This window comes from Paenarthrobacter sp., from assembly GCF_031180005.1.
Taxonomy (GTDB): Bacteria; Actinomycetota; Actinomycetes; order Actinomycetales; family Micrococcaceae; genus Arthrobacter.
In genome coordinates this window covers 1-25325 of sequence record NZ_JAPSHI010000029.1, presented here as the reverse complement: position 1 = coordinate 25325, position 25325 = coordinate 1, and the positions used below count along the sequence as shown (strand labels likewise).

The 25325-nt window shown below is 60.2% G+C and carries 24 protein-coding genes and 1 tRNA gene; 12 read left to right on the top strand and 13 right to left on the bottom strand.

Features of this window, described 5'->3' with window-relative positions; all coding sequences use genetic code 11:
• Window positions 1-42: 42 nt before the first annotated feature.
• From RIF72_RS17070 to pyk, 8 genes are all read left to right on the top strand, one after another.
• The gene (locus RIF72_RS17070) at window positions 43-315 is read left to right on the top strand and encodes an HGxxPAAW family protein (protein WP_011774532.1); all 273 of its coding nucleotides are present in this window, start codon (window positions 43-45) and stop codon (window positions 313-315) included.
• A 2-nt stretch (window positions 316-317) separates the two neighbouring features.
• Entirely contained in the window at window positions 318-1136 is an 819-nt protein-coding gene (gene trpC, locus RIF72_RS17065) for an indole-3-glycerol phosphate synthase TrpC (RefSeq protein ID WP_309076028.1), read from the top strand.
• Window positions 1137-1250: 114 nt separating this feature from the next.
• Window positions 1251-2627, top strand: a complete 1377-nt coding sequence (trpB, locus tag RIF72_RS17060; protein WP_309076027.1) for a tryptophan synthase subunit beta — start codon at window positions 1251-1253, stop codon at window positions 2625-2627.
• Entirely contained in the window at window positions 2627-3439 is an 813-nt protein-coding gene (gene trpA / locus RIF72_RS17055) for a tryptophan synthase subunit alpha (protein ID WP_309076026.1), read from the top strand. Before trpB ends, trpA begins: the two co-directional genes overlap by 1 nt.
• A 21-nt stretch (window positions 3440-3460) precedes the next feature.
• Window positions 3461-4615 (top strand): prolipoprotein diacylglyceryl transferase, encoded by a 1155-nt coding sequence (lgt, locus tag RIF72_RS17050; RefSeq protein ID WP_309076025.1) that lies wholly within the window; start codon window positions 3461-3463, stop codon window positions 4613-4615.
• A 259-nt stretch (window positions 4616-4874) separates the two neighbouring features.
• Window positions 4875-9488, top strand: coding sequence for a glutamate synthase large subunit (gltB, locus tag RIF72_RS17045; protein ID WP_309076024.1), 4614 nt, complete (start codon window positions 4875-4877; stop codon window positions 9486-9488).
• Entirely contained in the window at window positions 9481-10938 is a 1458-nt protein-coding gene (locus RIF72_RS17040) for a glutamate synthase subunit beta (RefSeq protein WP_309076023.1), read from the top strand. The genes gltB and RIF72_RS17040 overlap by 8 nt, the downstream gene beginning before the upstream one ends.
• Window positions 10939-10992: 54 nt before the next feature.
• Window positions 10993-12486, top strand: a complete 1494-nt coding sequence (gene pyk, locus RIF72_RS17035) for a pyruvate kinase (RefSeq protein ID WP_309076022.1) — start codon at window positions 10993-10995, stop codon at window positions 12484-12486.
• 127 nt (window positions 12487-12613) lie between these two features.
• Here the strand turns inward: pyk and RIF72_RS17030 are convergent, their stop codons facing one another.
• Window positions 12614-13219, bottom strand: coding sequence for an ANTAR domain-containing response regulator (locus RIF72_RS17030; RefSeq protein WP_011774540.1), 606 nt, complete (start codon window positions 13217-13219; stop codon window positions 12614-12616).
• Window positions 13220-13417: 198 nt separating this feature from the next.
• On the opposite strand from RIF72_RS17030, the gene RIF72_RS17025 reads away from it, so the two are divergent.
• Together RIF72_RS17025 and RIF72_RS17020 are read left to right on the top strand one after the other, a co-directional pair.
• Window positions 13418-13499 (top strand) — tRNA-Leu (locus RIF72_RS17025).
• A gap of 116 nt (window positions 13500-13615) precedes the next feature.
• Window positions 13616-14734 (top strand): tyrosine-type recombinase/integrase, encoded by a 1119-nt coding sequence (locus RIF72_RS17020; RefSeq protein ID WP_309076020.1) that lies wholly within the window; start codon window positions 13616-13618, stop codon window positions 14732-14734.
• Here the strand turns inward: RIF72_RS17020 and RIF72_RS17015 are convergent.
• Window positions 14731-14940: a hypothetical protein gene (locus RIF72_RS17015; RefSeq protein ID WP_309076019.1), complete on the bottom strand. Its 210-nt coding sequence runs from the start codon at window positions 14938-14940 to the stop codon at window positions 14731-14733. The genes RIF72_RS17020 and RIF72_RS17015 overlap by 4 nt on opposite strands.
• 709 nt (window positions 14941-15649) lie before the next feature.
• Here RIF72_RS17015 and RIF72_RS17010 point away from each other — a divergent pair.
• Window positions 15650-15850, top strand: coding sequence for a hypothetical protein (locus RIF72_RS17010; RefSeq protein ID WP_309076018.1), 201 nt, complete (start codon window positions 15650-15652; stop codon window positions 15848-15850).
• 359 nt (window positions 15851-16209) lie between these two features.
• Window positions 16210-16809 (top strand): SGNH/GDSL hydrolase family protein, encoded by a 600-nt coding sequence (locus RIF72_RS17005; RefSeq protein ID WP_309076017.1) that lies wholly within the window; start codon window positions 16210-16212, stop codon window positions 16807-16809.
• On the opposite strand, the gene RIF72_RS17000 is transcribed toward RIF72_RS17005, so the two are convergent.
• The 11 genes from RIF72_RS17000 to RIF72_RS16955 all read right to left on the bottom strand — a co-directional run.
• Window positions 16806-18413, bottom strand: coding sequence for an SGNH/GDSL hydrolase family protein (locus RIF72_RS17000; RefSeq protein ID WP_309076016.1), 1608 nt, complete (start codon window positions 18411-18413; stop codon window positions 16806-16808). The two genes, RIF72_RS17005 and RIF72_RS17000, sit on opposite strands and share 4 nt — an antisense overlap.
• A 4-nt stretch (window positions 18414-18417) precedes the next feature.
• A complete protein-coding gene (locus RIF72_RS16995) occupies window positions 18418-18690 on the bottom strand; it encodes a hypothetical protein (protein WP_309076015.1) in 273 nt (90 codons plus the stop codon).
• A 71-nt stretch (window positions 18691-18761) separates the two neighbouring features.
• A complete protein-coding gene (locus RIF72_RS20155) occupies window positions 18762-19010 on the bottom strand; it encodes a holin (RefSeq protein ID WP_375164244.1) in 249 nt (82 codons plus the stop codon).
• On the bottom strand, window positions 19010-19894 hold the full coding sequence (locus RIF72_RS16990; RefSeq protein ID WP_309076014.1) for a M23 family metallopeptidase: 885 nt from the start codon (window positions 19892-19894) through the stop codon (window positions 19010-19012). Before RIF72_RS16990 ends, RIF72_RS20155 begins: the two co-directional genes overlap by 1 nt.
• 8 nt (window positions 19895-19902) lie before the next feature.
• A complete protein-coding gene (locus RIF72_RS16985) occupies window positions 19903-20199 on the bottom strand; it encodes a hypothetical protein (RefSeq protein ID WP_309076013.1) in 297 nt (98 codons plus the stop codon).
• Entirely contained in the window at window positions 20192-20581 is a 390-nt protein-coding gene (locus tag RIF72_RS16980; protein WP_309076012.1) for a hypothetical protein, read from the bottom strand. The genes RIF72_RS16985 and RIF72_RS16980 overlap by 8 nt, the downstream gene beginning before the upstream one ends.
• 169 nt (window positions 20582-20750) lie before the next feature.
• Window positions 20751-21329, bottom strand: a complete 579-nt coding sequence (locus tag RIF72_RS16975; protein ID WP_309076011.1) for a hypothetical protein — start codon at window positions 21327-21329, stop codon at window positions 20751-20753.
• Window positions 21329-22288 (bottom strand): hypothetical protein, encoded by a 960-nt coding sequence (locus tag RIF72_RS16970; RefSeq protein WP_309076010.1) that lies wholly within the window; start codon window positions 22286-22288, stop codon window positions 21329-21331. Before RIF72_RS16970 ends, RIF72_RS16975 begins: the two co-directional genes overlap by 1 nt.
• A gap of 9 nt (window positions 22289-22297) precedes the next feature.
• Window positions 22298-23593 carry a hypothetical protein gene (locus RIF72_RS16965; protein ID WP_309076009.1) on the bottom strand — a complete coding sequence of 432 codons (1296 nt, stop codon included), beginning with the start codon at window positions 23591-23593 and terminating at the stop codon, window positions 22298-22300.
• Between the two features lie 303 nt (window positions 23594-23896).
• Complete coding sequence (locus RIF72_RS16960) at window positions 23897-24760, bottom strand: hypothetical protein (RefSeq protein WP_309076008.1); 864 nt, start codon at window positions 24758-24760, stop codon at window positions 23897-23899.
• On the bottom strand, window positions 24760-25325 hold a 566-nt coding region (locus tag RIF72_RS16955), incomplete at its 5' end, for a hypothetical protein (protein WP_309076007.1). The genes RIF72_RS16960 and RIF72_RS16955, both read right to left, overlap by 1 nt.

Here is a 25325-nt window from a genome sequence, read left to right as displayed (position 1 = left end):
AATGGCAGAATGTAAGCAGTATTCATCCTGAGGAGATTTCACATGAGCAAAACCACAGTGTCCAACAACCAAGCGGAATCCACCATGGCCAGCCACGCTGACGCCATCGGCCACGGAAACAGCCCGGCTGCCTGGACGTGCGTACTGGTGATGCTGGTCGGTGCCCTGATTTCCTCCATCGCGTTCGTCATCGCCAGCACCCCGATCTTCGTCGGCGGACTGGTTGTCATGGTTATCGGCCTGATCGTGGGCTTCGTCATGCGTAAGGCAGGCTACGGAGTTGGCGGCAGCAAGCTGCAGAACAACGGCCACTAATCGTGACCGTTCTTGATGACATCATTGTTGGAGTCAAGGAGGACATGGAGGCCCGCCGCGGCCTCGTGTCCCTCGCGGAGCTGAAGGAGCGCGCCGCAAACGCTGCTCCCGCTCGTGATGCCTGGGCGGCCCTTGGCGGCCCGTCATCCATCCGCAACGACCTCAAAGTCATCGCTGAAATCAAGCGCCGCAGCCCCTCCAAGGGTGACTTGGCCTCCATCGCCGATCCCGCGTCGCTCGCCGTGCAGTATTCCGACGGCGGGGCTTCCGTCATCAGCGTCCTCACCGAACAGCGCCGGTTCGGCGGCTCGCTGGCGGACCTTGATGCGGTGCGCGCCGCCGTCGAAACGCCGTTGTTGCGCAAGGACTTTACTGTTGACGAGTACCAGATCTGGGAGGCCCGTGCCCACGGAGCCGACCTTATCCTGCTCATCGTCGCGGCATTGTCCGACTCCGAGCTCGCCGACTTCAGTGCGCTGAGCCACGAGCTGGGAATGAACGTGCTGGTGGAAACGCACACCGAGGAAGAGATCGAGCGCGCAGTTGCGGCGCAGGCCAAAATCATCGGCGTCAACGTCCGCAACCTCAAAACGCTCGACGTCGATCGCTCCGTTTTCGGATCCTTGGCCGGTTTGATTCCGGCTGAGTCCGTCATCGTGGCGGAATCCGGCGTCAGGGGTCCCGAGGACGTCTCGCATTATGCCTCGGCAGGTGCCAACGCCATCCTGGTGGGGGAGGCGCTGGTCAGCGACTCCACGCCGCGCGAACGCATCACTGAATTCAAGGCAGCTGGAGCTGCCGCCATCGCCGTCAGGAACTGAGGCACTAACTGACACACGGCGAATAGTTGCAAGGCAGCCCGGGCAGAAGCCCGCGGCTGCCTTGTGGCACGTGGAACTACCCAATGAACTAACTGGAACAGGACGGTGAGACTGATGGTCGACGCGCCAACAGCCGGCTCAGAAGAGAATGCGGCGGACGCATTCCTCCAAGGTGGCCCTTCGCTGCGGAACGCAGCGGGGCCCTACTTTGGCAGCTATGGCGGACGCTGGATGCCCGAGTCGCTCATCGCCGCCCTGGACGAAGTCCAGGACACCTTTGAGAAAGCCAAGGCTGATCCCGATTTCATCGCGCAGCTGAAGGACCTCAACAAGAACTACTCCGGCAGGCCTTCCCTGCTGACCGAAGCCAAGCGCTTCTCTGAGCACGCCGGGGGAGCACGTATTTTCCTCAAGCGCGAGGACCTCAACCACACGGGCTCCCATAAGATCAACAACGTCCTGGGCCAGGCACTCTTGGCGAAGCGCATGGGCAAGACCCGCGTTATCGCTGAGACTGGTGCCGGTCAGCACGGCGTGGCCAGTGCCACGGCCGCAGCCCTCCTGGGCCTCGAATGCGTGGTGTACATGGGCGCTGAGGATTGCCGTCGGCAGGCCTTGAACGTGGCACGCATGCAGCTGCTCGGCGCAACGGTTGTTCCGGTGACCAATGGTTCCCAGACGCTCAAGGACGCCATCAATGATGCCCTCCGGGATTGGGTCTCCAACGTGGAGCACACCCATTACCTACTGGGTACCGCAGCCGGTGCACATCCGTTCCCTGCGATGGTCCGCTACTTCCACGAGGTCATTGGCGAAGAAGCACGCAGCCAGATCCTGGAGCAGACGGGCAAGCTCCCGGACGCCATCGCTGCATGTATCGGTGGCGGCTCGAACGCCATCGGTTTGTTCCACGCCTTCCTTGATGACGCCTCCGTGAAGATCTACGGCTTTGAAGCCGGCGGCGAAGGTGTAGAGACCGGCCGCCACGCTGCAGCCATCTCCCTGGGCCGTCCAGGTGTACTCCACGGCGCCCGTTCCTACCTCATGCAGGACGAAGACGGCCAGACCATCGAATCCCACTCCATTTCGGCCGGCTTGGACTACCCCAGTGTTGGTCCGGAACACTCGTACCTGGCCGACATCGGGCGTGTGACCTACGAGGCCGTGACCGACACCGAGGCCATGGATGCGTTCAGCCTGCTGTGCCGGACTGAAGGCATCATCCCCGCCATTGAGTCCTCCCACGCCCTGGCCGGTGCCATCAAGATCGGCAAGCGGCTCACCGAAGGCAAGGACACGCCGTCGGACGTGACGGTGATTGTCAACCTGTCCGGACGTGGAGACAAGGACGTGGAAACTGCCGCTGCCTGGTTCAACATGTTGGACGACGAAGGGCATGTCAAGGGCACTACGCTCTCCACACGCAAGCCCAAAGGACCGGCCGAGCGCACGTCCGAAGCAGCCGTGGACGTCAACGAGGACCAGAACTGATGACTGAAGAATTCGCCAGCAAATCCGCCGTCGCCATTGATCGTGCCAAAGCAGAAGGACGCGCTGCCCTGGTGGGCTACCTTCCCGCGGGCTACCCCACGGTCCAGGAGAGCATTGAGGCAGGCATAGCCTTGGCCCGCAACGGTGCCGACCTCATCGAAATCGGGATTCCGTACTCCGATCCCGTGATGGACGGACCGGTCATCCAGGCCGCTACCACAGAAGCGATCTCCAACGGCTTCCGCGTTGCCAATGTCTTTGACGTGGTTGCCGGCATTACGGCCGCTACTGATGCGGCAGTTTTGGTCATGACGTACTGGAACCCTGTCATGCGCATGGGCGTCGACGAGTTTGCCCGAAGGCTGGCCGAAGCCGGGGGAGCAGGACTCATCACACCGGACCTGGTACCCGACGAGGCTCAGGAATGGTTCGAAGCTTCGGACAAGTACGGTTTGGACCGGGTGTTCCTCGTGGCGCCCTCGTCCACCCCGGAGCGTCTGGACATGACGGTCAAGGCAAGCCGTGGTTTCGTCTACGCCGTCTCCATCATGGGTGTTACTGGAACACGCACCTCCGTCAGCAGCAGCGCTGAAGATGTGGTGGCCCGTGCCCACGAGGCAGGTGCCGAGCGCGTTTGCGTCGGATTGGGCGTCTCCAACCCGGACCACGTCCGCGAAATCGCCGCCTACGCGGACGGCGTCATCGTCGGAACTGCTTTGGTGGCGGCCCTCCGCGATGGCGGCGTGGACGCCGTCGGACAACTCACCAAGAACCTCAGCGCCGGCCTGGGCCGCGCAGCTGCAGAAGCCTAGGAAAAGGAAACAGCGAAGCGAATGCAGACAGTCCTCCACGCTGCGGCAATGGTCCCCTTGAGTATCCCGAGCCCGTCGTGGTCCGGTTTCGACATTCCGCTGCCGTGGGGGACGTTGCGCATCCACGCTTACGCCCTCTGCATCCTGGCGGGCATCATCGTTGGCTTGTGGCTGACCTCCGCGCGTTGGAAGAGCCGTGGAACCCCGGAGGGCAGCCTATGGGACATTGCAATCTGGGCTATTCCGTTCGGCATCATCGGCGGCCGTCTTTACCACGTATTCTCCTCACCGGATGCGTACTTCGGCCCGGGCTTTGACGGCACGGGGGACCTTTCCCTGATACCTCAGATCCAACGCGGCGGCCTGGGCATTTGGGGTGCCGTCATCTTAGGTGCGGTAGGTGCCTGGATCGGCTGCCGCCGGGCTGGCGTCAAGTTGACCGCTTTCCTCGATGCCGCTGCTCCCGGACTGTTGCTGGCGCAGGCCATTGGCCGCTTGGGGAACTGGTTCAACCAGGAACTCTTCGGTGCGCCCACCACCTTGCCCTGGGGACTCGAAATCGATCCCGCCAACGCCAACTTCCCGCCGGACATGGCTGCGGGGACGCTCTTCCACCCTACGTTCCTTTACGAAATGCTGTGGAACCTCGTTGGCGTGGCCATTCTGCTGCTCCTGGACCGCAAGTTCAGGTTCCGTCACGGACGCCTGTTCTGGCTGTACGCGGTGTACTACACCCTTGGCCGTGTGTGGATTGAAGCGCTGCGCATTGATGATGCCGAACAGATCAGTCTTTTTGGCATCACCACCAGGCTCAATGTGTGGACCAGCATCTTCGTCTTTATTGCCGCGCTGGCGATCTTCTTGATCCTCGGCAGGCGGGGTCGTCCGGTGCCCGACACCCCTTATTTGCCGGGCCGGGAGCCAGAAAAGAAGGCGGAAAAAGACCCCGCGGCGGTGACGAGCGTCACCAGTCATGATGTGGACGCATCTGTCTCAGATGGTGGTTCGCGTGGTAATCTCCCAGATAACCAAAGCGATCCGGGCCACGTTGACGAGCCGCAGGAATCAGTAGGGGACAGGGATAAGGACCGCGCGTCCGGCACCGGTTCCACATCTGCTGCTACTGCCGCAAGGAAGGCCCCCGGATCCACGCCGAAGGCAGACGACACCAAGTAGTCGCGTTCGGTAAAGGGGCAACAGAGTCACCGCTCGTAGGGCCCAGTCCACAGCGTCGTGGCACCCCGGAAACCGGATCGCAGCATACCGATGTTCACTGGTCAAGCCGGGGCCAGAGGTCTGCGTAACTGTTCGTTGCGCTGGATCGGCTGGCCTACAATTCCAATTACTAGCGCTTTGTTGTGCCCGTCACAGGGCAGGCAAGGTGGGGCCAACGTTGTCCCTTCCATACGCACGATTCCGAGGAAGGACGTCTCCCATGACCCATCTTCATAACCCCGGTTGGTCCGAAAATATCGAACCTCAGGGTGCCATGTCTCCATTCAAGCGCTTTGCCGCGCTCCCGGAGGCTCAGGGTCTTTACAACCCTGACAAGGAGAAGGACGCCTGCGGCCTGGCCATTATTGCCACGCTCCGCGGGGAACCGGGATACGACATCGTGGAAGCGGCACTGACTGCCCTCCGCAATCTCGAACACCGCGGCGCCGTGGGCGCCGACGAAGGTACCGGCGACGGTGCGGGCCTGCTCATGCAGGTTCCGGACGAGTTCTTCCGGGCCGTCACCGAATTCGAACTGCCTGCCCCGGGCCAGTACGTGGTGGGCACCGCCTTCCTTCCCGCTGAGTCCCGTGAAGCAGAGACCGCGAAGGCCGGCATTGAGGCGCTTGCCGCTGATGAGGGCCTGACGGTTCTCGGCTGGCGTGAGGTTCCCGTGGTCGCCGACCTCGTGGGCGCCATGGCTCGGGCATGTATGCCGTACTTCTCGCAGCCATTCTTTGCCTCCGCCAACGGTGAGCAGCTTGAGCACAATGAGTTGGACTCCCGCGCCTGGCGTATCCGCAAGCGTGCCCAGAACAAGTTCGGCGTGTACTTCCCGTCGCTGTCCTCGCGCACCATCGTGTACAAGGGCATGCTGACCACCGCCCAGCTGGAGCCGTTCTACCCGGACCTCTCGGACAAGCGCTTCAAGACGAAGCTCGCTATCGTCCACTCGCGCTTCTCCACCAATACGTTCCCGTCATGGCCGTTGGCGCAGCCTTTCCGCACCATCGCCCACAACGGTGAGATCAACACGGTGAAGGGCAACCGCAACTGGATGCGTGCCCGCCAGTCCCAGCTGGCCAGCCCGCTGCTGGGCTCGGTCCCCGAAGAGCTGTACCCGATCTGCACCCCTGGTGCCTCGGACTCCGCTTCCTTCGACGAGGTAGCCGAGCTCCTCTGGCTGTCCGGCCGCCCCATCACGCACTCCATCATGATGATGATCCCGGAAGCGTGGGAGAACCACGCCACCATGGATCCCGCCCGCCGTGCGTTTTACGAGTACCACTCACTGCTCATGGAGCCGTGGGATGGCCCGGCCGCTGTCTCCTTCACCGACGGCAACCTCGTCGGCGCAACGCTGGACCGCAACGGCCTGCGCCCGGGACGGTACTGGATCACCGAAGACGGCCTCATCATCTTCGCCTCCGAAGTTGGCGTGATCGAGGTGGAGCCTTCCAACGTGGTCAAGAAGGGACGTGTTGCTCCCGGCAAGATGTTCCTGGTGGACACTGAGGCCGGACGCATCATCGACGACACCGAGGTCAAGGCCGAGGTCGCCGCAGCAAACCCGTGGGCTGAGTGGCTCAAGGACAACCTGATCGACATCAACGAGCTCCCCGAGCGTGAGCACGTTGTTCACACGGCTGCGTCCGTGAACATTCGCCAGCGGACCTTCGGCTACACCACCGAAGAGCTGAAGATCCTGCTCGGGCCCATGTCCCGTACCGGCGCTGAGCCCTTGGGCGCCATGGGTTCGGACACTCCTGTTGCTGTGCTCTCCAAGCGTCCGCGTTTGTTGTTCGACTACTTCGTGCAGTCCTTCGCGCAGGTCACCAACCCGCCGCTGGATGCCATCCGCGAAGAGCTGGTCACCTCACTGAAGTGCGCCATCGGTCCCAACGGCAACTTGTTGGATGGCAAGCAGGTCCGCCAGCCGCAGATCTCCCTGCCGTTCCCCGTGATCAACAACGATCAGCTCGCCAAGATCGCGAACATTGAAAGCCCCGACGGCGACCGCATCGCCATGAAGGTCCGTGGCCTTTACCGCCCAGAGGGTGGAGAGGCGGCACTCCGTGCACGCCTGACAGAGATCTGCGAGCAGGTCTCCGGTGCAATCAACCGTGGTGTGCAGTACGTTGTGCTGTCCGACCGTGACTCGAACGCGCAGTGGGCACCGATTCCTTCGCTCCTGCTGGTTAGCGCAGTCCACCACCACCTGCTGCGCAGCGCCAACCGCACCAAGACCGCGCTCGTGGTGGAGGCCGGCGACGTCCGCGAGACGCACCACGTGGCAGTCCTCATCGGTTACGGTGCATCTGCCGTCAACCCGTACCTGGCCATGGAGTCGGTGGAACAGCTGATCTCCAACGGCGACGTTGTGGGCGTAACGCCGGAAGACGGTGTCTACAACCTCATCAAGGGCCTCGGCAAGGGTGTCCTGAAGATCATGTCCAAGATGGGCATCTCCACTGTGGCTTCCTACACGGGCGCCCAGACTTTCGAAGCACTGGGTCTGTCCCAGGAGCTCGTGGACGAATTCTTCTCCGGCACGCACTCCCAGCTGGGCGGCGTCGGCCTGGACGTCATCGCCGCGGAAGTTTCTGCACGCCACCAGATGGCGTACCCGGAAGGCGGCATCGAGCACCCGCACCAGCCGTTGCTCGGCGGCGGCGAGTACCAGTGGCGCCGTGACGGCGAACCGCACCTGTTCAACCCGGAGACGGTGTTCCGCCTGCAGCACGCCACCCGCGAACGCCGTTACGACATCTTCAAGTCCTACACCAAGGGCATTGACGATCAGTCCGAGAACCTGATGACCCTTCGCGGGCTCCTCAAGTTCAAGGACGGAGTCCGTCCGGCTGTTCCGCTCGAGGAAGTGGAGCCCGTCTCCAGCATCGTGAAGCGTTTCTCCACGGGTGCAATGAGCTACGGCTCCATCTCCAAGGAAGCCCACGAGACCCTGGCAATTGCCATGAACCGTTTGGGCGCCAAGTCCAACACCGGTGAAGGTGGCGAGGACGTTGATCGCCTGCTGGACCCGGAGCGCCGCTCTGCCATCAAGCAGATCGCTTCCGGCCGTTTCGGTGTCACCAGCCTGTATCTGACCAACGCCGATGACATCCAGATCAAGATGGCGCAGGGTGCCAAGCCCGGCGAAGGTGGCCAGCTGATGGCCCAGAAGGTCTACCCCTGGGTAGCCCGGACGCGTCACTCCACCCCCGGCGTCGGTCTCATTTCTCCGCCCCCGCACCACGACATCTACTCGATCGAAGACCTCGCGCAGCTCATCTACGATGCCAAGCGCGCCAACCCTTCGGCCCGTGTGCACGTGAAGCTGGTTTCGGAAGTCGGGATCGGCACGGTGGCGTCCGGTGTCACCAAGGCGAAGGCCGACGTCGTGCTTGTTTCAGGTCACGACGGCGGTACCGGCGCCTCGCCGCTGAACTCGCTCAAGCACGCGGGTGTGCCCTGGGAACTTGGCCTTGCCGAGACCCAGCAGACCCTCATGCTCAACGGTCTGCGCGACCGCGTGGTGGTTCAGGTTGACGGCCAACTCAAGACCGGACGCGACGTTGTCATTGCTGCCCTGCTGGGTGGCGAGGAATACGGCTTTGCGACTGCACCGTTGGTTGTCTCCGGCTGCATCATGATGCGCGTCTGCCATTTGGACACCTGTCCTGTGGGTGTTGCCACGCAGAACCCCGAGCTCCGTTCCCGGTTCAACGGCAAGCCCGAGTTCGTGGTCAACTTCTTCGAGTTCCTCGCAGAAGAAGTCCGCGAAATCCTGGCCGAGCTCGGATTCCGCAGCCTGGAAGAGGCAATCGGCCACGCCGAAGTCCTGGACACCCGCGAAGCGATCAACCACTGGAAGGCCGAAGGGCTGGACCTCGATCCCATCCTGCATGGGCTCGAGTTCGACGACGACGTGCCGCTGCGCAACATGACCGGCCAGAACCACGAGCTGGACAAGCACTTTGACCAGAGGCTGATCACCATGGCGCAGGAAGCACTCAGCGACCGCATGCCCGTCAAGATCACCCTGGACGTCATCAACACGGACCGTTCCGTGGGTACGATGCTCGGCCATGTGGTGACCAAGACGTTCAGCACCGATGTGCTGGCGACCGACACGATCGATGTAACGCTGAACGGTACTGCTGGCCAGTCCCTCGGGGCTTTCCTGCCTGCCGGTATCACGCTGCGCATGTTCGGTGACTCCAACGACTACGTCGGCAAGGGCCTCTCCGGTGGACGCATCATCGTTCGCCCGGACCGCACCAACGTGTTCCAGGCGGAGCGCAACGTCATTGCCGGCAACGTGATCGGTTATGGCGCCACCAGCGGTGAAATGTTCCTTCGTGGCCAGGTTGGCGAACGCTTCCTTGTACGTAACTCCGGTGCGACCGCCGTCGTCGAAGGTATTGGCGATCACGGTTGCGAGTACATGACCGGTGGCCAGACGCTGATCATCGGCCGTACCGGCCGCAACTTCGGTGCCGGCATGTCCGGTGGTACCGCCTACGTACTGGACCTGCAGCCTGAGCGCGTCAACAAGCTGGCCCTCGATACCGGTGAACTCCAGCTCCTGGAGCTCGACGCCGAGGACCGCGACATTGTCCACGGCTTGCTCACCAAGCACGTCGAGGAAACCGAATCCGTCCTGGCCGGCCGTCTGCTCGAGAACTTCGACGACACAGCCGCCCGCATCACCAAAGTACTGCCGCGCGACTACGCCGCAGTCCTGCAAACCCGTCTCGACGCCATCGAAGAGGGCCTTGACCCCGATGGCGAAGAAGTATGGTCTCGAATCCTGGAGGTAACCGGTGGCTGATCCACGCGGATTTCTGAAAGTCCGGCAGCGCGAGACGCAGCCACGCCGTCCCGTTCCCGTCCGCATCATGGACTGGAAAGAAGTGTACGAAGCCCAGGAAAAGGGTGTCCTGAAGAGCCAGGCCGGACGCTGCATGGACTGTGGTGTTCCGTTCTGCCACCAGGGCTGCCCGCTGGGGAACCTCATTCCCGAGTGGAACGACCTCGTGTGGCGGGACAAGGGTGAAGAAGCGATAGAGCGCCTTCACGCCACAAACAACTTCCCGGAGTTCACGGGCCGTCTGTGCCCTGCACCCTGTGAAGCGTCCTGCGTGCTGGGTATCAACCAGCCCGCTGTGACCATCAAGCAGGTTGAGGTTTCGATCATCGACCAGGCCTTCGACAACGACTGGGTCCAGCCCCTTCCGCCCACTCGCCTCACTGGCAAGACGGTGGCTGTGGTGGGTTCCGGCCCTGCCGGCTTGGCTGTGGCACAGCAGTTGACGCGAGTTGGCCACACTGTTGCTGTGTACGAGCGCGACGACAAGATAGGCGGCCTGCTCCGCTACGGTATCCCCGACTTCAAGATGGAGAAGGAACAGGTTGATCGTCGCCTGGAGCAGATGAAGGCCGAAGGCACGCGCTTCCGGACCGGCGTCGCTGTCGGTTCCGACGTCACCTGGGAGCAGCTGCGACGCCGCTACGACGCCGTTGTTGTCGCCACCGGTGCCACCGTCCCGCGCGACCTGCCCATCCCGGGCCGTGACCTCGAGGGTGTCCACTTCGCCATGGATTACCTTGTTCCGTCCAACCGCAAGGTGGCGGGGGAGAACCCTGAGAACCACATCGATGCGCGCGGCAAGCACGTTGTCATCCTTGGTGGTGGCGATACCGGTGCTGACTGCATCGGCACCGCCCACCGCCACCAGGCCGCTTCGGTGACCACGCTCGCGATCGGCAAGCAGCCGCCGTCGGAACGTGCAGGTCACCAGCCGTGGCCGATGTTCCCCACCCTCTTCGAGGTCGCCAGCGCCCACGAAGAAGGCGGCGAGCGTACCTACCTTGCATCCACCGTTGAGTTCGTTGGAGAAAACGGCAAACTCACGGGCGTCAAAGTTGCTGAAACCGAGTTCGTGGACGGCAAACGCCTGCCCAAGGCCGGTACAGAACGGATCATCCCAGCTGACCTTGTCTTCCTGAGCCTTGGCTTTACCGGCGCCGAGCCGGCAGGAATCACGGAGCAGGTCAGCGCAGAGTTCGACGGTCGGGGCAACGTTGCCCGCGACGGCTACTACATGACGAACACCGAGGGCGTGTTTGTTGCCGGCGATGCCGGACGTGGCCAGTCACTGATTGTGTGGGCCATTGCGGAAGGCCGTGCATGTGCGGCCGCAGTGGACAAGTTCCTGATGGGAAGCACCATTCTCCCGGCACCGGTCGCCCCCACCGACCGGGCGATAGCGGTCTTATAGCGCCGGCAGGAACAACCTTTTACTCAATCAGCATGAACTACTTAGGGTAGGTATATGAGACGCGCAAAAATTGTGGCAACTTTCGGCCCGGCAATCTCCAGCTTCGAGAACACCCTCGCGGTGCTGGAGGCCGGCGTTGACGTTGCTCGCATGAACATGAGCCACGGCGACTACTCCGTGCATGACACCACCTACGAAAACGTCCGCAAGGCTGCCTCCCAGCTCGGCAAGCCCGTGGCCATCATGGCGGACCTTCAGGGACCCAAGATCCGCTTGGGTCGATTTGTTGACGGCCCGCACGAGCTGGCCGTCGGTGACACGTTCACCATCACCACCGAAGACGTCCCCGGCACCAAGGACATCTGCTCCACCACGCTGAAGAGCCTCACCGAAGACGTCAACGTGGGCGACGCCCTGCTCATTGACGACGGCAAGGTGGCGCTGCGCGCCATCGAAGTTGACGACGTCAAAGTTGTTGCCACTGTGACTGTCGGCGGCAAGGTCTCCAACAACAAGGGCATCAACTTGCCCGGTGTTGCCGTCAACGTCCCCGCCCTGAGCGAAAAGGACGAGGACGACCTCCGTTGGGCCCTCAAGCGCGGCGCTGACCTCATTGCCCTCTCGTTCGTGCGTGATGCATCTGACATCAAGCGGGTCCACGAGATCATGGATGAAGAAGGCCGCCGTGTTCCGGTGATCGCCAAGATCGAAAAGCCGCAGGCCGTGGAGCAGCTCCACGAAATCATCGACGCCTTCGACGCCATCATGGTTGCCCGTGGCGACCTCGGTGTTGAACTGCCGCTCGAAGAGGTGCCGATCGTCCAGAAGCGCGCCATTGAACTGGCACGTCGTTGGGCCAAGCCGGTCATCGTGGCAACCCAGGTCCTCGAATCCATGATCGACAACCCGCGCCCGACGCGCGCCGAGGCATCCGACTGCGCCAACGCAGTTCTCGACGGCGCCGATGCAGTCATGCTCTCCGGCGAAACCTCCGTGGGCCAGTACCCCATCGAAACCGTCAAGGTCATGGCCCGGATCATCGAGTCCACCGAAGTCCACGGCCTTGAGCGCGTCCCCCCGCTGGGAACCAAACCCAAGACCCGCGGTGGCGCCATCACCCGTGCCGCCGTCGAGATCGCCGACCAGCTGGACGCAAAGTACATCTGTACGTTCACCCAGTCCGGCGACTCGGCACGACGCCTCTCGCGCCTGCGCCCGGTCAAGCCGGTCTTTGCGTTCACTCCGGTGGAGCACGTCTGGAACCAACTGGCCCTCACCTGGGGCATCCAGCCGGTGCTGGTTCCCTCCGTGGGCCACACCGACGAGATGACTGCACAGGTTGACAAGAGCCTGCTGGAAATGGATCTCGTGGATGAAGGCGACCTGGTTGTCATCGCTGCCGGTTCCCCTCCAGGACAGGCCGGTTCCACGAACTCGCTGAAGGTCCACAAGGTAGGCGACCTCGCCGACACCTCCAAGACCGACGACGGTTCACGTAAGGAACCTGTTGGCCCGTGGCCGGAAAAGAAGTCCAAGGCCAAGAGCTAGTTCTTTAGTTTTTGTTTTGCGAAGTGGGTCCCGCCGTTTGGCGGGGCCCACTTTGTTTTTTGGGGAGTACGACGGCGGCCGCCCACCTCGCGTGAGGTGAGCGGCCGCCGTCGTGTGTTGCTTTGCGTTAGTTGACCTGGTTGATGATGGTTTCTGCAACCTCACGCATGCTGAGGCGGCGGTCCATGGAGGTCTTCTGGATCCAGCGGAAAGCTTCCGGCTCCGTGAGGCCCATCTTGGTGGTCAGGAGGCTCTTGGCGCGCTCCACAAGCTTGCGCGTGGCGAACTGCTCCTGAAGATCGGAAACCTCGTTCTCGAGCGCCTTGATCTCCTCATGACGGGAAAGGGCGATCTCGATGGCCGGGATCAGGTCTGCGGGGGAGAAAGGCTTGACGACGTACGCCATGGCACCGGCGTCCCGTGCGCGTTCCACCAGTTCCTTCTGGCTGAAAGCGGTCAACAGCACAACAGGGGCAATGCGTGCCTTGACGATCTTCTCAGCCGCCGAAATGCCGTCCATGACAGGCATCTTCACATCCATGAGGACAAGGTCAGGCTTGAGTTCCTCGGCCAGCTGCACGGCCTTCTCGCCGTTGTCTGCCTCGCCGACGACGTCGTACCCCTCGCCCTTCAAAATCTCGATAATGTCCAGGCGGATGAGGGTCTCATCCTCGGCTACGACAACTCGTCGGGCCGGCTGGGCTGTGGACGTGGACTCCGTCTGTTCGGTCACGGGATCTCCTTGAAAAGGTTCGGCGGGTTCATGTCCATCTTAGTGTGGACTCTTTGATGGCTGGTTTTTGTTGCATCAGCGCGCCCGGTTCTTTGAATCAGCCTATCTGCATGTAGAGTAGTTTCGCGTGCTGGGAAAGGATCGCGTTGCTCACAGAAATGAGAGCAGTCAGCGAGATTTAACTTCCCGGTAATCCGCGCCCGAGTGGCGGAATTGGCAGACGCGCTGCACTCAAAATGCAGTATCGAAAGGTGTGTGGGTTCGAGTCCCACCTCGGGCACATGATTAACCCCTAGAAATAGGGGTTTTTTCATGCCCATGTTGACGCAAACCTCGCCTTTGTTGACGTAAAGCATTAAACTGGAACTGATCCACAAAAATTTAAGGGGACGTTCCTTGGCATCTATCCGCACCCGCAAACGCGTTGACGGCTCCGAATACCATCAAGTCTCCTGGCGGGAGAACGGCAAGCAGTGCGGTCGCTCATTTGATGCGATGGCCGAAGCTGAAATGTTCAGGGCCGCGCTTGAGATGAACAGCAACAATGAGGACATCGCGGACGCTATCGTCTTCGCCTACCTCAAAGGCGCACGCACTGTCGGCGCTGTTGTTGCTGAGCATGTTGACCTGCTGGTGAAGCCCACCCCGCAGACGATCCGCAACTACCGGCACATGCTCGCGGAACACATCATGCCGCACCTTGGCGGGATATCTGTCAAAGACCTCGACCTTCGGCACCTCACGTCATGGGTTCGTTCCATGCAGGAGAAGAAGCTAGCTCCCAAGACGATCCGCAACGTGCACGGCCTCATCTCCGCGGCAATGGAAACTGCTATGCGCCTCGGCTACCGACCGGACAATCCGTGCCGTGGCGTGACCCTGCCGACGACAGAGCACGCGGAAGACCACGAGCAGTTCCTTACGTGGGATGAATGGCAACTCATTTACAAACACCTGAACCCGCTATACAAACCCCTAGCGTTGTTCCTTGTGATGTCCGGTGCGAGGTTTGGTGAGGCCACGGCGGTGACGGTCGCAGACTTGAACGCGGCAGGGATGCCGGCGACTGTCCGTATCAGTAAGTCATGGAAGCGGGACGCGTCAAACGGCTACTATGTGGGCGCCCCTAAGACCCGTTCATCTAAACGAACGGTGTCACTCCCGCCTACCTGCGTTCAGGCGCTCATGCCGGCAGTGGAAGGGCAGCGCGGGGATACTCTGCTGTTCCGCACGAAGACTGGCGGGCGCATCGCGCAACGGTATTTGTGGGATGCCTGGACTGCTGCGGTTGAGTCAGCACGCAAGGAGGATCCGCGGTTCACTAAGACGCCACGCATCCACGATCTGCGGCACACGTCAGCGTCGTGGGGGCTGCAAGGCGGGCTCAGTTTGTACGAGGTGGCCCGCCGCTTGGGTCACGCCTCAACAGCGACCACAGAGCGCGTCTACGCCCACCTCATGCACGAAGGCATGGCGAAGGGCGCAGACGTTATGGGTAAGATGCTGGAAGGCTAAGCCGCCCTCTTGAAGGTTGCCTCTTTGCGGCGATGTCCGTTGACTATCAAGCTGACCAGCGAAGCAGAAACCCCGAAGGCGTTAGCCACCTCTTTGTTGGTGAATGTCCCCGATGCCTTCATGGCTTTTAGGTCTTCAACCTGATCGTCTGTGAGCTTGTGGTTTTCCTTGAGTTCTCCGTTGCGGTGCCGCTTCTTGCTCACCATGTCAGCTACGTTGACCGCGCGCGAGCCCTCGAATAGATGAGATGGGTTGATGCAAGGCGGGTTATCGCACGTATGGCAGATGTCAACGTTATCCCCTGGAACTTTGACCCAGGCTTCGTAAGCGATTCGGTACGCCTTCCATGGGCGCCCGCGGTTGACTGACATTTGCCCATAGCCGTAGTTGTCGAGCGACCCGTTCCATTCCCAGCAGCCGGATTCAGTGATGGTCCATCCTATATTTCGAAGACGAGCATCTAGTGAATCGGTGGGCCTTGCTAGCGTCCTAGGCTGCGAACTGAGGGTTCCGCTGTTGTAGGCGCGCTGATAGTGGAACTTGCACCAGCCTCGCCCGTAGTGAGGCTTGGCGCAATTGGGTGTCGAGCAGGTACGCTTAGTCATGTAGTCACTCCGTGTTAGTGGTTACCTTACCCCCGGAAGTTACAGCTTCGCGGGGGTTCCTTTTATTCTTCCATTCTACTTGATAGTTAGGTATGTTGGGGCATGTTGCGGTAGATTCCGCGGCGCCGAACACGCAGCCAAGGCGTTGGGTGAGATGCCCGAACTGGTTGTGGACTAAGACAACAAAAGGCCCCCACCCCGCGAAGGGTGGGGGCTTACTTGTGTCACAAATACTAGGGGAAGGTAACCGGTCTTTATCTGACCCCTAGACTGAAGCATTCGGAACCACTACTTGCGATGGAGAAAAGCAATGGAAGATAGCACGGAATTCGAGGATCAGCTTGTTGATGTCATTGTCCGCTGCCCTGTGACTGACAAGTTCTTCCCGACGGGTATTACGGCTGTGCCGGAGAGTTTTATCAGTTCGCAGCTTGAGGGGAACAGCTCACGGTGCCCTCTCTGCGGGCAGACGCACCGCTGGGGTGATTCTGAGGTAGCCCTGGACAACTAGCAAGGCAGGAGCGGTTGGCTCGCGTTGGTTGACTTGCAATGATTTGAGTGGATGCATAAGGTCCGCGCACGAGGCCATATGATTACCTCAAATCCGTTTGACTTGCCTTTGGGGGACCCTTGCGATTTACTCGCCTACTCACTGCTGCCATCACGGCCGGTGCTCTTGCTCTTTCAGTTGGTTGCGCAGCTACGCCTCCACCCGTTTCGCAGCAAGTTCAGGACTACTACGACGCCAACAAGGACAGGCCCCTTGGGTCATCTGTCAGCGCCGCAGCGAGTGCAACTCCAACGGCGGCCCCGGTCCCAGTGGGATTCGATATTGCAACGATCAAGGCCGCGCTTGCTACAAACCCTGCCGTGACAATCAGCGTCCTCGGTGACTCGACTGGCAACGCGAAGGGTGAATGGGTTGACCTTTGGGCCAAGCACCTTGCGTCCTTCGCTTCTGTCACCGTCCATCTGTGGGATCAGAATGCCGAGAATTGGTCACCGAACCAGACTTACTACCCGGGCGCTGCGGGCCGGTCTATTGAGATCTGGAACGCGTCTCAGCCTGGCGCGAAGGCTGACTACCCTTCAACGCGCATCAAGGTTATGCAGCCCACCAAGCCGGACTTTGTGATCCTCAGCTTTGGCCACAACGGGGCACCTACCGCGATAGGTCCCAACATGTTTGCGACCATGAATGCCGTCAACACCCAGTGGGGCGGCAAAGTTCCGACTCTCGCCATTCTGCAGAACGCAGCTGGTGAGCCGCGAACTCTTCAGACCAACAATAATCAAGCTGCGCTCAAGGTCTGGGCTGCCGGAAATGGTGTCCCGCTCATTGACGTGCGTGCCGCGTTCGACTCCGTACAAGACATCAACACGGTGCTGATGGCAGACGGGACAGGCGTCCACCCAAACGCTGCAGGTCAGCAACTCTGGGTGGACGCTGTCATCTCCGCTCTCGGCTAGGGCAGGCCGGTAATCGGCGCCACCGTTCCCACACGCCGGCGGGCATTGATGATGTTCAACCAAACAGCGGCCCACAGCGTTGCGCCAGACCAGTTCAGACTGATCGTCGGCACCGACACTGTGGGGTGGATGCCGTCCGACTGCACGTACCCCACGCCACCGTTGGCCTCGTTGGAGAATGCTTCGAAGGCGGGCAAGTATTCATGCCCGTTCTCCATGGCATAAGCGCGGAGGGCTGCCTGCCGCCGAGCGTGAGCCACAATGGTCAGCGACGGAGCGAACTGCGGATTCTCCGAGCTGATGATGATAGGCGTGTTCGGATGGAGCGCCTTGAACGCTGTCACGAACTCATCGACGTCCGCGATGAAGTCCTCAGCTGTCTGCGTCCCGTTGTTGTGGCCGCCGCACATGAATAGGAAGTCGAACGTGGTTCCGGCCGGGTACATGGTTGCCACGCGTGCCGTCTGGTAATCGATGCTTGTGCCGGGCACTGCCGCATTCCAGAATTCAACCCCATTAGTGGTGCCAGGCGTGAACGGAGTATCGATGATGAAGTCGTCCAGTTTGATGCGCCCGTCAGGGGCGCCAGCCTTGACTCCTGACATCATGCCGATCAGGGGCACGTCACCTTCGGCAATGGTGCCAGAGATGACGGTATCGGTTCCGTTGACTGTGATCGTCGCGGTGACTTGCTGGATGGCGATCTGCAGCTTGACCGTGGCGTTTTGAGCTGTGGCCGTGTTGGTTGTCAGGCCTGTGGCATAGCTTGTGGAGCCGATCTGAGTGTTGACGCCACCGATTCGCTTGTAAACGCCAAAGTTTGGCGCACCTGTCGTGCTGACAGCAAGCTGAGCAAACACCATGTTGTCACCCAGCGACGCGGCCGTGCTGGACGCGCAGACCTGCAAAAGTGTCTGCGCCCCGGTGTTTGTGGTGACGAGGCTGACAGCAGCGGTGAGGGTGACATCCTTGCTCCCGGCATTGAACGAAAGCGCTCCTACCCCAGCAGGAGTGGCCACGGTTCCGTTGGCGGACCAAGAGCCAGCCGTGCCACCCCAGACCTGCCCAGCAGAGGTAGTGGAGCCTACAAGCTCAGCCGCCGTCCGGTTGAAGTTATCAGTCAGGACCGTTCCGCCCGTTGATGGCGTTGCGGTCGCTGCCTTCACAACGATGTTGGAGCCGTAAGCGTTGGTAGATGTTGACCACTGCTTGTCAGTCATTCCCACGCCAGTCGGGGTGAGCTCTCCGAGCCTTTGCAAAATCTTTCGGGGTGGGTCTCCGCCATCGTTTACAACAGAGTCACCCGCAATGGCGGCACGGATGAACCCGCTTCCCTTGTAGTCCAAGAACCGGGCGAGGATTTCAGACGGCGTCTCGACTGACGAGAGCGGAGAGATGATCGCTTTGGCCGGGGTCGCGTCAATCGCATCCTGGATGGCCGTCGCAATCGTGCCGCCAGGGCCAGTCGATTCGGCCTCAATGGCCCCGGCAATAGTGGCATTAAGTGCCGCATCTGCGAGGCGTGCGGGGAGGTTAGCGTCAGCGACTTTGACGGCGGGCGGGATGGTGAAGTCATCACCAACAGAAACAAGGCGGTTCACCATTTGTTTAGGTTCCGATCAGGTAGAGGCCAGGATTAACAGGGTCAGCGGCGAACGTGGGGCCGGCGAAGTAATACAGCCCCGGCGAAAGGGGATCTTCTGAGAGACCCACGCCTCCAGCTCCGGCGTTTATCTTCGCCTCAGCCACACCAAGACGCCCCAACGTAGCCGCGTGCAGGTCTTCGTCCTTTTGCGCGTTGGTGCTGATGGCGTTGTCGCCTTGTTTGAACAGGTCAGACCCGGACGGTTTGACGAACCCCAACGGGGTGGTTTCAGCCACACGGGCCTCCTAAAACAAAAGGGCAGAACCATACCGTTGCTGGTATGGTCCTGCCACGAAAGGGGGTGGGATTAGGCTACGTGCCGACCCGGCGTGTCAGTCGTCTCAACGTTCGTAGCTGACGGGTTACCATCCCTGTAACCAGACACCACCGAAGTCAGCACCGAAGCCAACGCGGCCGTAGCAGCAACAGACAACATCTCAGGCCACGGCAAATGCGTGATCCCAATAGCCCCAGTCGTCATGAACCCCAGAAGAACCTGAGCGAACGTCTTAACCGCACGCTCACCAGCAGCCAACCAAAACTCAGCGGACAGCATCAGTTATCCTCACCGCCGATAGTCACAGTCAGTTTCGAACCCTTCACAGCTTCCTCAAACGCCGCACGCACAGCATCCGGGTCAAGCTTCAACGCCTCAGCCATCGCCGGCAGAACCTTGTCCTGCAAATCCTCAAGCATCGTCACACCATTAGCGGTGTCCTGAATCCAGGCGACCTTCTCACCATCACGGATCACCGGGAAGAACGCAGTCCTGCGGGGGATGTCGTCAATGAGCTTCTGGATGGAAGCTCCGTACAGCATGGACTTGCCCCCATCAATGAGAGCTTCTTTCACAGCCTTGAGCAGCTTGCGGTCATCGTCGTTGAACATGTCGTCTTCTTCCACGGGGTCAGGTTTAGGTGCGGGGGTGGTGTTTCCGGATGGCCCCATCGAGGCGCCGGCTGAAATGAACTGGGCAGGATTGACGCGGCCAAACATGCCGTTGTTGAAGTCCCACCCATCAGGCAGAACCTCGAAGTGAAGGTGCGGGCCGGTTGATCCGCCCGTGTTACCTGACAGGCCGATTACTTCGCCCTCGGTAACGTAGTCGCCTACGTTCACTGAGGTGCTGGACATGTGCCCGTAGATGCCGATGAACGATCCGTGATCAATGACCACGCAAATACCAGCGAACGCGGGGGCGATCCACCACGGGTTATCCGCATACGTGCCGCCCATCCAACCCTCATGCAGCACAGTGCCAGAAGCAGCCGCACCAACAGGCGTACCAACCCGCACAGGGAAATCAACACCCGTATGCCCGTTCGGCTGATAATTACCGAACTGCTGAATGATCCAATAATCAACACTTCCCGGACGTATATTGTTCGTCGGGTTAGAACCAAACGCCTGAGAAACAGGCGCATCAACAGGCCATCTCATGATGACTCCTAGTCGTAGAGGCCTTCGGGCCATTCGGGGGGCGGCGGCGGATTACCGGCGTTGATGTGATCACGTAGGCGGTTGATGTAGTTATCGCGGATCATCTCGCGGCGACGAGCCTTGTTCTGCTCAGTCTTAAGAGCCGAAATGTCACCACGCATCGCAGTCATTTCCTCTTGGAGCTGATCAATCAAAGCGTTCTCGGGACGGCCCTTGTGCTGGATCTTCGCGGTCAACCACATACCAGCAAGACCGATCACGCCGACGATCCAGGGGGACGCGACCGCCCAGTTAATGTCACCCATTCGACACTGCCGGTTTCTGCCTGAGCATGTCTTGGAGTGCGGTGACTTTGATGAGGAACCCGAACACGAGGCCGGCTGGGGTGAGCCAACCAATCGCGGCGGAAATTAAGGTGAATTGGGTGAATCCTGTGACGCCCCACATGATCGCGTAACCGAGGCCCCATGACAGGGCCAAACCAACAACAGCAGACAGCCCGTAGCGGGTGTGCCGGTTGATCATGTCAGCCACACAGAGAACAGCGGTCATGCCCCACACCGCAGCCCAAGCACCCAACAGGCGCCCGTCAGTGGTGATGATGTTCTGCGCCTCAGACAACGACTCAGGCGCAACCGTCGCATAGTACAAGGCGCGGCTTAGGGCGTACACCGCCCCAGAAGTCAACGTGATATTCCTGCCAATCACGACACGTCTATAAGAACTGGCTTTCACGGGTGGCCCCCCAATGGGCGTAGAGTTTGTGTCACCCATCCGGGCGAGCCTCCTTCATAGGCTTGAGACGTGTGGGAAGTGTGGCCCCTTGCTGTGATGAGCTGGGGGCCACACGCTTAGGTCAGGAGTTCCAGGACATCATTGAGAGCGGGAACACGAGCGCACCAACGGACTGGGTTGGGACGTTGACGAGGAAGTAGATTTTGATTTGCCCTGCCGGGGTGACCCACACGTTGACTTGGTATGCGTTGGTGAGGATCACGAACGGTTCGCTGTAAGTCTTCGGCGCGTATTCAACGGGGAACGTCGCCAAAACATACTCAGTGTTAGCGAGGTATGTGATGGGTACGTTGTTCGCAAGAGCACCCGACAGTGAAACGCGCCTGCCGATACGTGACACCGACGCGGGCCTGAGAGCGTCAAGGAACCACGTACCCGCCTGCCGGTAATTACCACTAAACGACAACGCCACGGGGGCTTTAGGCAGCCACACAGTGCCATCCCAAATGTCGAACGGGTGCCCTTCAAGGTCCAGGCGTTGAACACGCAAACCCGTGTACTTCGGCAACGCGTTACGCTGAGCCTCAGATGACACCCGCACCGCGCCGGGAACGTCGTTGAACGCGTTCGCCAAATCATCAGTCAGGTTGTACGGGTCACTGTTTGTGGGGACTTCTACACCGTTAGGCAAGGTCTGCACTAGGCGCTCCAATCAAGTTCGATTTGCCCAGCGAGTGGGTCTGTGAGTCGGCTTGTCCAGCCGGTGTATGGGTCGCCCGCGAAACTAATACCGCCACCAGCGGCAAGGGTGTTCGCAATACCAACAAAGTCGGGATGGGCGGAAGAGATGTTCACCCATGACGGGCCTTGACCAGCGGTAACCGAGATGTCGAACGGGCCAGCGACGCGGGCAACGTCACCACCGGGGCGGGCCTGCGACGTATGCGCATACAAATGGATCGTCGCCGCGGAGTTGTAGTTACCAACAGCCAACCGCTGCGGAACACGGAAACGAATCGCCGTCACCGTCTTCCCCTGCAACGCCGGACGCGGCGCACCATAAAAAAACGAGCCCGTAAGCGTGTAACCGCCATACGAACCCGAATAAACCTTCTCGCCGCCACCAGCCCAACGACCCCAACCACCAACACCAAACGTGTCCGAAGCCGTAGCCGTCAACACCTCAGTACCAGTGCTGATCACAGGCGGTGGTGGGGGAGGCGGCGCAGGCGGTGGCACAGCAACCTCACCGATGATCCCCAACACAGTCGGGTTACCCATCGTCCAAATCAGTTGCACCGGATCCAGAACCGCATAATCCGACACCGCGCCAAGGTAACGCTTAGTCGCGTAAACCCCGCCATCATCCCCAGCAAACAAGAGTTCATCAACACCGACAGCCGTGATCTGCCCACTAGACGGGCGGGGCTGCTCAGTAACACCAGAAAGAACAACCGCCGAAGACTGACCACGGCCCTCATTAATAATCCCCACCAAAACATTCATGCCCTGCACAGCCTGGGTAGGGTCAGCCCAACGAGCGCCCAAAGGGTTACCACCAACCACAGCCCACCAACGCGAACCGTCATACCAAGCCGTACCCAGCTTCAACGAAAAACCATCAGCAGGGATCGACGCGAGCGTACTATCCAAAGCCACGTGCGCCTCCTACGGCAAATCATCCCAAGACATGGAAGGACCGGCGCCCCAGGTTGAGGGCATCCGGTCCCAAGTGAGTGGCGGTAGTTCGCCGGTAAGGTGTTTGGCCCAGTCGGTGCGTTCGAGTGCGGCGATCACGTCACCGTAAGCACACGCCACGGTCAGACTGGTTGAGCCTGGGACTGTTGTGCCGGCACGTTTGATGGAAGTGATTTCGCCCGGTATCCACGCAAGCCTGCCATCGAACGGGCAACCAACCTCGATACGGTCACCAGCCTGCAACTCAGGACGCGGCACACACTCAACCGACAACTCCAAAGCCAACGACGCAATGAACTGTGCACGCAACTCAATCGCATACAACACAGCCGCAGCCGTACTAGTGATCATCTCGGACGAATAGAAGAACGGCACACGACCATGCGGGCCACCATACTTCAACGGCCCAGAATCAATACTCACCGAAGAACGAACAGGATTCCCGCTGCCCTCTTCCTTACCCTCAACAACCCAACGGTTATACAACCCATCAAACGACTGCTTACGCTGCACCCTGACAAGACCCTCAGACGGGCCAACACGCCACACAGGGTTTGTTGCGCGAGGGTACAAATGACACTCACCATCGCCGCCCATCCTGTACCGGGCAGACACACGGCCCAGTAAATCCTGCACAGCCTCAAGACGCTCACGATCAAACACAAGCTGCCTTGAAACCCCAATGTCAGGAACGCCAGGATCAACCACCACAGGGAAATACGGGTTCAACAGCCGCTTCACCTCAGACAGGACAGTCGCGCCCATCTTCGGAGACTCAGGAGCCTCAAACCGGTCACGATCCGGCTCAACAGTCAGGTCAACAGCCTCAAGCTTCACCACACTACGGGTCACAGACTTCCAACGCTTATGAGGCTCCAACGGCCCATCAGGTTCCACATACCCGTACTCGTCAATCACACGGAACTCGGTAACCTCATCAGGCTCGTTCGACGTGAGCCGGTACATGCCATAGTTCACTGCACCCGCACCACCCACACGGTAAATGATCTGCAACCTAGCACCGGTCACAGCCAACGGGTCATCCAACCGCCACGCACCCAACGTGCCATCAGGATCCGCAACCGTAAGGCTGACTTCCTGAGCGACCTTTCGGTTTTCGGCGGCGATGTCAGAGAATGACCAGTCGATAACTTCCAACGGCTCAGCAACCACAAGACTGTCACCACGCCAAGCCCAAACCGTCAACGAATCAGCAGGCCTAGAACCCTCCAACGCATCCAACGACAACTCATCAATCAGACGCACGGGGACTCCTATTAAATTGGCAAGCCAACTGTTAAAATTGGGGAATGATCAGCACTCGCACGGCCCGAAAACTACGCGTCTACGCGATCAAGAAACGCACCATGAAACGCGAACTAGACGCTTACCTTGCTGCGAGTTACGCGGCTGAGCAGGCGGCAACAGGCTGGTACGTTACATGGCCCGTTGTGGGCGATCACGTGAAGATGAGTGATCCCTTTGACCTCGTGAACGACGCGCCGCACATTCTGAGTTGCCCAGAATGCAGGGCAAAGTTTCCGGGCCTCTTGCGGCTCGCGGCAGAAATCACCCAAGCGGACGTTTCAAATCAAACAAATACGTTGGCGACTCACCCGCAGCAGCAGCCGCAGCCACCACTGCGTCCTGTTTCGCCTGATACGTCGAAAACAACAAAGCCACATCGCCATACGTGAACTCAGCCGTCAAAACACGGATCGTCGGAGCAGCAACCACATCAGACTGCAAATCCCACCACGTCAACTCACCACCCCACGACACATCAATAGGCAACTGCTTAGCCGAAGCATTAGCCAGGAACAACGTCCCGTTCAACTCGAACTCACCCCACGACGGCAACGGCTTGAACAACAACTGCCCAGTCGAGCGGAGTAGTTTCTTGAGCCGCGCGTTTTCCTCAGCCGAACGAGTAGCCAACGAAGTATCCAAACCAGACTCAGCCATCCGCTGCCCAAACAACGCCAACGGCTTATCCGAACCCATCACATTAAAAATCGACACCTCAGCCCGATACTCCAACTGAGACAACGCAGGCGACTTCAAATAGACGGCGCCGTCACTATCACGCGCACCAACCACAGGCACAGCAGTCTGAGGAACCAAAGGATCCATCAACACACCAGCCACAGAATCAATCGTCACCGGATCCGAAACAGTACGAGACGCACCACCCGGACCAGAAACAACCTCAACCTCATACGACACCGGACGACCCAACGGCGCATCAAAATCCACCACATACGCAGCATCATTCATTGCCACGCGGCGGTAACCACGGACAGGCGCACGCTCCCCATCCGCAGTACGCCACACCGACACAACCGAGGCCCCAATCCCCAGACCAGTAATAGTGATCCCAGCCCGGTCACACGGCGCTGACAACAACGGCTCAACCACAACAGCAACAGCCATCACCGACCACCCGTCCTTGTGAACCTAGAAGCCGAATCAGCAGCGCCAATCTCCGAACGAGACACATCAGTAGCGATACCCCGGAACGTCCCCAACACCTGACCTGAATCCATGACCAGAGTTCCCGTCATCTGCACGGGACCAGAAGAACCGCCAACAGCAGCCGGCGCATAGCCAAGCGACTGGGCCGAATACTCCTTGAACTTCGGCAACGTACCGTTGTGGATCATTTGAAGCTCAGTGTCATACTCGTCGCTGCGCTTACCATTCGTCACCCACTCCTGACCCTGCAACGCAATCGGCCTACCACCGTTCACGTAACCAATCAGGTTGTCCTTCGTCATGTCAGACGGGCGCGCATACGGCAACCTGCCGCCACCCCAAAAACCCAGAATGTCAGCAACACGACCACCAGAAGCGCCACCAGCAATTTGCTGTTGACCCCCAACAGCGCCCGCGCCATTAGAAGATTCGTAGTTCCTTTGGATCCGCTCAACCGTCGTGATCGTCACCGTGGACTGCGTACCATCCAACTCCCTAGCCTTAGCCTGCACAGCCTCCAAAC